The sequence below is a fragment of the Gordonia sp. i37 genome (genome assembly GCF_002043085.1).
In the GTDB taxonomy this organism is placed as follows: domain Bacteria; phylum Actinomycetota; class Actinomycetes; order Mycobacteriales; family Mycobacteriaceae; genus Gordonia; species Gordonia polyisoprenivorans.
Genome location: NZ_MVPX01000586.1, coordinates 1 through 9,524, shown reverse-complemented (window position 1 = coordinate 9,524; position 9,524 = coordinate 1). Strand labels below are relative to the sequence as shown.

At 65.1% G+C, this 9,524-nt stretch carries 6 protein-coding genes and 3 pseudogenes; 5 read left to right on the top strand and 4 right to left on the bottom strand.

Features of this window, described 5'->3' with window-relative positions; translation table 11 throughout:
• Positions 1-312 (top strand): annotated as a pseudogene (locus B1964_RS28395) (ABC transporter ATP-binding protein); the annotation flags it as partial.
• Positions 313-371: 59 nt separating this feature from the next.
• Here B1964_RS28395 and B1964_RS28390 read toward each other — a convergent pair.
• The 4 genes and pseudogenes from B1964_RS28390 to B1964_RS28375 all read right to left on the bottom strand — a co-directional run bounded on the left by B1964_RS28390 (position 372) and on the right by B1964_RS28375 (position 5,740).
• Positions 372-992, bottom strand: a complete 621-nt coding sequence (locus tag B1964_RS28390) for a TetR/AcrR family transcriptional regulator (protein ID WP_139765926.1) — start codon at positions 990-992, stop codon at positions 372-374.
• Between the two features lie 117 nt (positions 993-1,109).
• Positions 1,110-3,326, bottom strand: coding sequence for a 3-hydroxyacyl-CoA dehydrogenase NAD-binding domain-containing protein (locus tag B1964_RS28385; RefSeq protein ID WP_079932173.1), 2,217 nt, complete (start codon positions 3,324-3,326; stop codon positions 1,110-1,112).
• Positions 3,327-3,340: 14 nt separating this feature from the next.
• A complete protein-coding gene (locus B1964_RS28380; RefSeq protein ID WP_079932172.1) occupies positions 3,341-4,552 on the bottom strand; it encodes an acetyl-CoA C-acetyltransferase in 1,212 nt (403 codons plus the stop codon).
• Between the two features lie 47 nt (positions 4,553-4,599).
• Positions 4,600-5,740 (bottom strand): annotated as a pseudogene (locus tag B1964_RS28375) (acyl-CoA dehydrogenase family protein).
• A 227-nt stretch (positions 5,741-5,967) separates the two neighbouring features.
• Between B1964_RS28375 and B1964_RS28370 the strand changes: the two are divergent.
• The 4 genes and pseudogenes from B1964_RS28370 to B1964_RS28355 form a co-directional block, all read left to right on the top strand.
• On the top strand, positions 5,968-6,372 hold the full coding sequence (locus B1964_RS28370; RefSeq protein WP_079932171.1) for a hypothetical protein: 405 nt from the start codon (positions 5,968-5,970) through the stop codon (positions 6,370-6,372).
• A 5-nt stretch (positions 6,373-6,377) separates the two neighbouring features.
• A complete protein-coding gene (locus B1964_RS28365) occupies positions 6,378-7,427 on the top strand; it encodes an alcohol dehydrogenase catalytic domain-containing protein (RefSeq protein WP_253194254.1) in 1,050 nt (349 codons plus the stop codon).
• Positions 7,428-7,431: 4 nt separating this feature from the next.
• The gene (locus B1964_RS28360) at positions 7,432-8,952 is read left to right on the top strand and encodes an aldehyde dehydrogenase family protein (RefSeq protein ID WP_079932169.1); all 1,521 of its coding nucleotides are present in this window, start codon (positions 7,432-7,434) and stop codon (positions 8,950-8,952) included.
• 45 nt (positions 8,953-8,997) lie between these two features.
• Positions 8,998-9,524, top strand: a pseudogene (locus B1964_RS28355) (cytochrome P450); the annotation flags it as partial.

The following is a 9,524-nucleotide window of genomic DNA, read 5'->3' as shown; positions in this document are numbered from 1 at the left end:
GAGGAGAAGGACGAGGCTCTGGTCGCTGCGGAGGCGGCGATGGCGGCGGCCGGGATCTCCGGTGGTGGTACGAAGGAGGATTTCACCGAGATCATTCCGCAGGTCCAACCGAATCCGGGTATGCCCGAACGCAAGGCGGTCGGGCGGCATCGTCAGCGGGTGTTGGAGTTGTTGCCGTCGTTGCCGGAGAACGCTCAGCGTGCGATCCGTCAATCCATGGAGAACGAAGACCAGGCCCATGCCGCAGCCCGCCGTCGCGCCGTCGCTTTCGACGACGATAGCCCTACCGAGGTGATCGACAGCCTCGTCTGAGACTCCGTGCGCGCCGGTTCGAACAGAGGCGGCGCGCACGGTCCTATCGGGGATCGGTCCTATTGGGCGTCGGCATCGGCGCCGATCGCGATGGTCAGCACAGTATCGAGAGATGTGATGAGGATGTCGCGAACGTGTTCGTGATCCAACGACTCTCGTCCCACCCATTCCCGTACAGCTGCCTTGACCAGACCGCCGTAGGCGCGGATTGTGGCCAGCGCCCTCCGGTGTTCGTCACCGGTGCCGGTGAAGCCGACCGCGTCCAGGACCGATTGCGCTGCTTGATCGTCCGCGTCCTCGAGAATTTGACGGATCTCCGGGTCGCCGCCGAGACCATCGGCTCCGACGGCGACCCAGGTCGCACCGTGCGTGGTCTGCACCGCGAGGAACCAGTCCACCCACGCTTCGATTCGTTCACGTCGGTCGCCCTCGGGCAGGTGGAGCTCGTCGAGGACGGGAACGAACATCATCGACCGCACGACCTCCAGATACAGGTCACGTTTGGTGCCGAAGTAATGGTTCAGCAAACCCCTCGTGACGCCGGCCTTTCGAGCGATGTCAGCCATTTGGACGGCCGAATAGGGCTGCTCACCAAAGGCCCGGATCGCCACCACCAGGATGTCCGTCCGCCGCTCGTCGCGGCCTTTGCGGCGCCACCGGGGTTCGTCTGCATCGGGCACGTCATCATCGTGTCACATCCTGCCCGTCAGGGCACTCCTCTGGACGGGTGAAGAACATGACAGATCTGTTGTGAGGAGCCGCCTTTGGTCCGCACGTCGGGAGGTGGATCAGAGGACTCAGGTGACGGGTTCGGAACGTGCGGCCCGGGCGCGCAGGGACGCCGGAACGGCGAAGCGATCACCGTAGCGGGCGCGCAACTCGTCGGCACGTGCGACGAACCCGGCACTGCCGCCGACCAACTGGTTGATGAATTGCAGGGCGCCACCAGTCCATGCCGGATACCCGATACCCATTATGGAACCCACATTGGCCTCCTCAACGGTACCGATGACTCCCTCGTCGTAGCACGTGTATGCCTCGAGTGCTGCGGCCACCAGCATGCGGTCTTTGGCGTCATCGAAGGAAATGTTCACCTCGGGACGCCAATACTGTTCCGCCAGTTCGGGCCACAGTCGCAGACGGGCCCCGCCCGGACCGTCGTACTCGTAGAAGCCTTTGCCCTCCAGGCGGCCCGGGCGATCGAATTCGCCCAACATGCGATCGACGAGCGGATAGGACGCGCTGGGTACGAAGGGCACATCACGGTCCTCTGCGTCGGCGATGAACCCGGCGCGGATCTTGGCGATCGTTTTCATGTTGATCTCGTCGAACAGGGTCAGGGCGCCTGCGGGGAATCCGGCTTGCAGCGCAGCCTGTTCGGCGGAGGCCGGGTGCATTCCCTCGGCCACCAGGGACAGGGCCTCATCGACGAACTTGGCGATGACACGGTTGGCGTAGAAGCCGTACACATCACGTACGACGATCGGGGTCTTGCGGATCTGCTGAACGAAATCCAATGCCCGGGAAAGGGATTCGTCGGAGGTGTTCTCGCCGACCACGACTTCCACGAGTGGCATCCTGTCGACAGGCGAGAAGAAGTGGAGCCCGATGACCTCGGCCGGGCGCGTCACGGCAGCGGAGATCTCCTTGATAGGCAACGCCGAGGTGTTCGATGCCAGAAGAGCATCGGCGCCCGCATGCTGTTCGACCTCGGCGAGTACCTTCTGCTTGAGTCCGACGTCCTCGAAGACTGCCTCGATGACGAGGTCCGCACCTGCGGTGTCGGTGATGTCGGCGGTGGCCACGATCCGATCGAGTACCGCGGCGCGCGCACGCTCATCCATCCTCCCCTTGGCCACTGCGGCGTCGAGAATCCGTCGGGAATAGCCTTTGCCGTGCTCGGCGGCCTCGACGGTGATGTCGCGCAGGACGACTTCGACGCCGGCGCGAGCAGCGACGTAGGCAATTGCGGCGCCCATCATCCCGGCACCGAGGACGGCCACCTTCTGCGCGGTCCGAACCGGATATCCGGCTGGGCGGCTGCTGCCCTTGTTCACCGAGTTGAGGTCGAAGAACATCGCTTTGATCAGATTTGTCGAGATCTGCCCGCATATCAGCTGGGCGCAATAGCGCGTCTCGATGGCGAAGGCGGTGTCGAGGTCCACTGCGGCGCCCTCGACAGCTGTGGCGAGCACCGCGATCGGTGCGGGCATCGGCGCGCCCTTGAGCTGTGTACGGATCGTGGCGGGGTAGGCGGGGAGCGACGCGGCGAGCGCGGGCGATGAGGGGGTGCCACCGGGAATCCGATAGCCTTTGCGGTCCCACGGTTGTGCCGCATCGGGATGGGTGGTGATCCACGTGCGGGCGGCGGTGAGCATCTCCTCGGTGGATTCGGCGACGGCGTCGATCACGCCGACGTCGAGTGCCCGTGCCGGGCTCATTCGCTGACCCTGCCCGAGAACCTTGAGAATGGCATCGGTCACCCCCAGCATTCGCACGACGCGCGTGACACCGCCGGCGCCGGGCAGGACGCCCAGGGTCACTTCGGGAAGACCCAAATGGGTCCCCTTGTGGTTCAGGGCGATTCGGTGATGCGCGGACAATGCAACCTCGAAACCGCCACCGAGTGCTGCACCGTTGATGGCCGCGACGACAGGTCGGCCGAGAGTCTCGAGACGTCGGAAAGACTCCTTGAAATGGTCGAGCCCCGCTGCGATCTCGGCGGTGTCGGCCGGGGTGGCGTTCATTAGCTTGTGCAGATCGCCGCCGGCGAAGAAGGTCTTCTTCCCCGATGTCACGATGACGCCGGTGATCGACTCCTTCTCCGCCTCGAGTCGTTCGACCGCCGCGCGCAGTGCGGCGGCCATCGGGTCGGTCATGGTATTGGTCGGCTGACCGGGGTCGTCGATGGTCAGGGTGACGATGCCATCGGCATCGGCCGACCAGTCGATGATGCCGGCGCCCGTGGTTGCGGCAAGAGTGGTCGCTGGGACAGTGGTTGCAGTGATGGTCATGGTGGGCCCCTTCCTCAGATGCGTTCGATGACGGTGGCAACGCCCATGCCGCCGCCGATGCACAGGGTGATGAGCGCGCGGTGTGCGCCGCGCCGCTCGAGTTCGTCGATCATGGTGCCGGTGAGCATCGCCCCCGTGGCGCCGAGTGGATGGCCCATCGCGATGGCGCCGCCGTTGACATTGAGGATCTCGTCGTCGATTCCGAAGTGACGCTGGTAGTTCAGGACCACCGATGCGAAGGCCTCGTTGAGCTCGAACAGATCGATGTCATCGATGGTGAGTCCGGCCTTGGCGAGGACCTTCTCGGTCGCCGGTACCGGACCGGTGAGCATGATGGTGGAGTCTGCGCCACTGGTCGCCGAGGCGAGAACCCGGGCCCGCGGTATCAATCCCGCACTACGACCGGCGGATTCGCTGCCGACGACCACCAGCGCCGAACCGTCGGCAATTCCTGACGAGTTGCCGGCGTGGTGGACGTGGTCAATGCTCTCCACCCAGTGATATTTCTGCCGGGCGACGGCATCGAAGCCGCCGGCCGATCCCATCGCCGCGAACGACGGCTTGAGGCCGCCCAGTGTGTCGGCGGTGGTCTCGGCGCGTACCAGTTCGTCTTGATCGAGCACGACGGTGCCGTTGAGGTCACGCACCGGGACAATCGATTTGGTGAAGTAGCCGCCGGCGATCGCCGCGGCGGCACGTCGCTGGGAGCGGACCGCGTAGGCGTCGACGTCGTCGCGGGTGAAGTTGTGGACGGTGGCGATGAGGTCGGCGGCCACACCCTGCGGGATGAAGTAGGTGTGGTAGTTGGTGGCGGGGTCGGTCATCCATGCGCCGCCGTCGGAGCCGAGCGGGATGCGCGACATCGATTCGACACCGCCGGCCAGGATCAGGTCCTCCCAGCCGGAGGCGACCTTCTGTGCGGCGATGTTGACCGCTTCGAGACCAGACCCGCAGAATCGGTTCAGTTGAACCCCGCCGACGGTGTCGGGGAGCCCGGCGCGCAGGGCCGCGGTCTTGGCGATGTCGGCGCCCTGATCGCCGACCGGAGAGACCACCCCGAGGATGATGTCGTCGATGAGTGCCGGGTCGAGTTGGGGATGGCGGGACCGTAGTTCGTCGATGAGTCCGACGACGAGGTCGATCGGCTTGGTGCCGTACAGGGATCCGGTCTTCTTGCCGCGTCCGCGAGGTGTACGTATCGCTTCGTAGAGATAGGCGTCGGTCATGACGAATGTCCTCGGGGGTGTGTGGGTGAGGTGAGAATGGCCGTGGGTCAGAGGAATCGGGCGATGAGGTCTTTCATGACCTCGTTGGCACCGGCATAGATCTTCGAGATACGGCCGTCGACGAACAGCCGGGCGATCGGATACTCCTCCATGTATCCGTAACCCCCGTGCAGTTGCAGACAGCGGTCGACGACCTGCGTCTGCTGCTCCGAGCACCACAGTTTGACCATCGCGGCGTGTTTGACGTCGAGTTCGCCGCGCATGTGCCGGTCGATGGCATCGGTGACAAAGGCCCGCATGACCTCGACAGTGGTGGCGATGTCGGCGAGTTCGAAGCGGGTGTTCTGCAATCCGAAGAGTGGCTTGCCAAACGCCTGACGTTCCTTGACGTAGGCGAGGGTGTGCTCGTAGGCGGCCTCCACCGCGCCGAGTGCGGCGGCCCCGACGATGAGGCGTTCCTGGGGCAGTTGCGTCATCAGTTGGGCGAAGCCCGCGCCCTCGACGCCACCGAGGAGGTTCTCGGCGGGCACCCGGAGACCGTCGAAGAACAGCTCGGTGGTGTCCTGACCCTTCTGGCCGATCTTCTTCAGGTTGCGTCCGCGCTCGAAACCTGGTGTGTCGTCGCCGACTTCGGCGACGAGTAACGAGATGCCGGAGGCGCCCTTGGTGGGGTCGGTCTTCGCGGCGACGATCAGCAGGTCGCACGTCGCACCGTTGGAGATGAAGGTCTTGGCCCCGGAGATCACATACTCTTCGCCCCTCGCGCACTGCACGAGTGGCAATGGACTGCAGATCCGAGCCGGTCCCGGGCTCGGTCATTGCGATCGCACCGATCCATTCGCCTGAGGCCAGTTTCGGGATCCAGCGTCGCTTCTGGGCTTGCGCGGCGTAGGCGAGCAGGTAGTGGGGGACGATGCCGGAGTGGACGCCGAGTTGCATCGACAGTTCCGCCGACCGTGCCTGTTCGCGGAAGAGGACCGCCTCGTGCGCGAAGGTGGCGCCACCGCCGCCGTACTCCTCGGGAATCGACATGCATAGCAGGCCCAGCTCACCCGCGCGGCGATACAGTGCCCGGTCGGGTCGCCCGGCCGCGGCGAACTCGGCGTATCGCGGCGCGACCTCTTTCGTGAAGAACTCCCGTGCAAGGGCGGTGAGGTCGGCGAGCTCGGTTGCTTGATCGTCGGACATCGCTACCTCCGGAGAGTTGCTGTAGTGGGGTGGATCGCGCCGTGAGTATTTGGCGCCGCGTCAATAATTAAGGCGAGTTGTTGGCGCCGTGTCAATAGTGGCGGGGGTCACTCCCCCGAAAGGGATACAGAGATGCCTCCCGATGGGAGTTACCTGCATCACAACAGGTTGGAAGTATGACCTCACAAGGCAATCAGCCCTGATATTTCGCTTCGAAGGAGACAGCAGTGGGTTACTTCAAGGACGCCGAGGAACTGGACACCTACATCGGTGGGGTGTTCCGGGATGCCGGAGAGCACCCGGAGTCCGGTCCGAAACTCAAGGCGGCCAACATCGTCATGCGCGTGCTCTACAACGACCCTGACTGCGAGGTCACCATCGCCTTCCGAGACGACTACCAGGTCATCACCGGACCGAGCGACCTCAAGCCGGACATCACCCTGCTCATGCGCGGCGACACCGCCGATCAGTTCTGGCGTGGTGACTACAACCTCGCGGTCGGCCTGGCCAAGGGACAGGTCAAGGCCAAGGGACCGGTCAACAAGATCCTCAAGCTCGTGCCGCTGACCAAGCCGCTGTTCCCGATGTACCGCGAGAAGGTGGCCGCCAAGGATGCCGAGGTGAAGGCGTGAGCACGATGAAGGCCGCGGTGCTGCGCGCACCGCATGTGCTCGAGGTCGACGACGTACCGATTCCGTCCATCTCCGAGCCCACCGATGTGCTGCTGAAGGTCGAGAAGACGGCAATCTGCGGCACCGATCTCCACCCTTACGAGGGACGTCTGGAACTCGAGTCCGACATCATTCTCGGTCACGAATTCCTCGGCACCATCGTCGACGTCGGCGACGCCGTCACCCAGTTCAGTGAGGGCGATCGTGCCGTGTCGTCGTGTGTGGTCAGCTGCGGTGCGTGCTATCAGTGTCGCCGGCACCAGCCCGGCAACTGCGCGGGTAGCCGGATCTTCGGCCTGGGCCTCGCGCTCGGTGATCTCGACGGCGGGCAGGCCGAGTACGTGGTGGTGCCCTCGGCAGACCTGACCGCCCGCGCCATCCCCGAGGGCGAGAACATCGACGACGAGGACATCCTGTTCGCCGGTGACATCATGACCACCGGCCACGAGGCCGTTGCCCGCGCGATGCGCGCCGGCGACATCGTCGCCGTCGTCGGTGCCGGTCCGGTCGGGTTGTGCGCCGCGATGTCGGCGGTCGCGCTCGGTGCGAGCAAGGTCATCGTCGTCGACAAGGTCGCCGCGCGACTGACCGAGGCCGAGAAGTTCGGCGCCATCGGCGTCAACTCCGGCGAGGTCGACGGCACCGACGCGGTGCTCGATCTCTCGGATTGGCGGGGCGCCGACGTCGTCGTCGACGCCGTCGGCCATCCGTCGGCACTGCTGGCCGCGATCCCGTTGTTGCGTGCCGGCGGCACGCTCTCGATCCCCGGTGTCTACACCGAGGAGTCGATCGACGGATTCCCCTTCGCCGAGCTCTATCTCAAGGGCGTGAAGGTGGAGATGGGCGTCAGTCACATCACCGAGTACATGGACGAGGTCATCGGACTGATGACCGCGGGCAAACTCCATCCGAGCGCGATGATCTCCCACCGCATGGGCCTGTCGGAGGCAGCCGATGCCTACAAGCTCTTCGAGGCCCGCGAGGCCATGAAGATCATCCTGGATCCGTCGAGGTAGACACATGACAAGTATTGACGTGCAACACCATGCACTGCACATCGACGGCAAGGCCGTCGACACCGACGAGTCGATGACCATCGTCAACCCGGCCGACGCCTCGGTGGTGGCGACGGTGGCCAAGGGCACCGCGAGCCACATCGACGACGCGGTCGCCGCAGGCAAGGCGGCCTTCGAATCGCGGGTGTGGGCCGGCAAGACCCCACAGGAGCGGGCCGCGATCATGCGGGCGATCGCCGACGCCGCCAACGATGCGATCGAAGAACTCGTCGAGCTGGAGATGTCGGCCAACGGCGCCACCGTGCGTCAGGCCACCGGTTTCCACATCGGATATGCGTTGGCGCACTTCACCTTCTTCGCCGATCTCGCCGACACCTACCAGTTCGTCCGCCCGGCCCCCGTGGTCACCTTCCCGGCACTCGCGCAGAGCGTGGTGCATCGTGAACCCCTGGGTGTCGTTGGTGCGATCGCACCGTGGAACTTCCCGCTGCTGCTGACTCTGTGGAAGGTGGGACCGGCTCTGGCAGCAGGGAATTCGGTGGTCGTCAAACCCGACGAGCACACGCCGCTGTCGATGCTGCGATTCGCCGAGATCGCCGAAGCCAACGGATTGCCCGCCGGCGTCCTCAATGTGGTGCCCGGCGACGGGCGCGATGCCGGTGCCCGGCTGGCCAGCCATCCCGACGTCGCCAAGATCGCGTTCACCGGATCGACCCAGATCGGTCGGGAAATCATGAAACTGGCGTCGGGCACCGTCAAGGAGGTCACCCTCGAACTCGGTGGCAAGGGTCCGTCGATCGTCCTCGACGACGCCGACCTCGACCTCGCCGTCGACGGTGTGCTCTACGGCTGCTTCACCTACTCCGGCCAGATCTGCGAGTCGGGCACGCGGGCGATCGTGCCGCGCAGCCTGCACGACGACTTCGTGGCGCGGCTGGTGGAGCGGGCCCGCACGATTGCCGTTGGCGCGCCCGATGATTGGGATACCGACATGGGACCGGTCATCGACGGCAAACAGCAGGCCCGGATTCTCGCCTACATCAATGACGCGGTCGATGCCGGCGCGCAGGCGGTGATCGGTGGCGGCGTTCCCGAGGGCGAGCAGTTCCAACGCGGCTACTGGGTGGCGCCGACCATCCTGACCGGCGTCGACAACTCGATGCCGGTGGCGCGGGAGGAGATCTTCGGACCCGTCCTCACCGTCATTCCCTACGACACCGACGACGAGGCCATCGCCATCGCCAACGACAGCGAGTACGGCCTGGCCGCCAGCGTGTGGACCACCGACAACGGCCGCGGGCTCGCCGTCGCCGAACAGGTCCAGACCGGCAGCGTGTGGATCAACGACGCCCACCAGATCAACGCGCAGGTCCCCTTCGGCGGCTACAAGCAGAGCGGTGTGGGTCGAGAACTCGGCCCCGACGCCCTCGACGCCTACACCCAGGCCAAGGCGGTCCACGTGGATCTCTCCGGTGGCCGTGACGCCAAACCGTACGACATCCTGCTCAGTCACGCCGACGACTGAGCGGCCGCACACACCGACAGCCCAACGATCGACAGGACACCCCTCATGTCAACAACTTTCGACGACGCCGACCTGAGTTTCGACGACGACGACGGTGACGTCGTCCCCAGCAACGACGTCGCGGCGACCCGCGAGTACCACCCGGTCAACATCTCCTCCGATGCGTTCTGGGACCAGGACGCACCCGTGCGGGAGAAGGTGTACGCCCAGCTGCGGGCCACCGCGCCGGTGACCTGGCAGCCGGCCCTGGAGACGACGGTCGTCCCCGATCCCGACGATCCGGGCTTCTGGGCTGTGGTCAAACATGAGCACATCACCGAGATCAGCCAGCACAACGATGTGTTCGTATCGAGCTACGGCGTGATGGCCGACATGTTGCCGTCGATGTTCCTGGAAATGGCCATGTCGTTCCTCGCAATGGACAACCCGCAGCACGACAAGATCCGCAAGCTGGTCAGTGCGGCGTTCACGCCCAAACAGATCCGCAAGATCGAGAACGACATCGCAGCGCGAGCACACCGCATCGTGTCCGCGGTCGCCGATCGGGACGAGATCGACTTCGTCGCCGACGT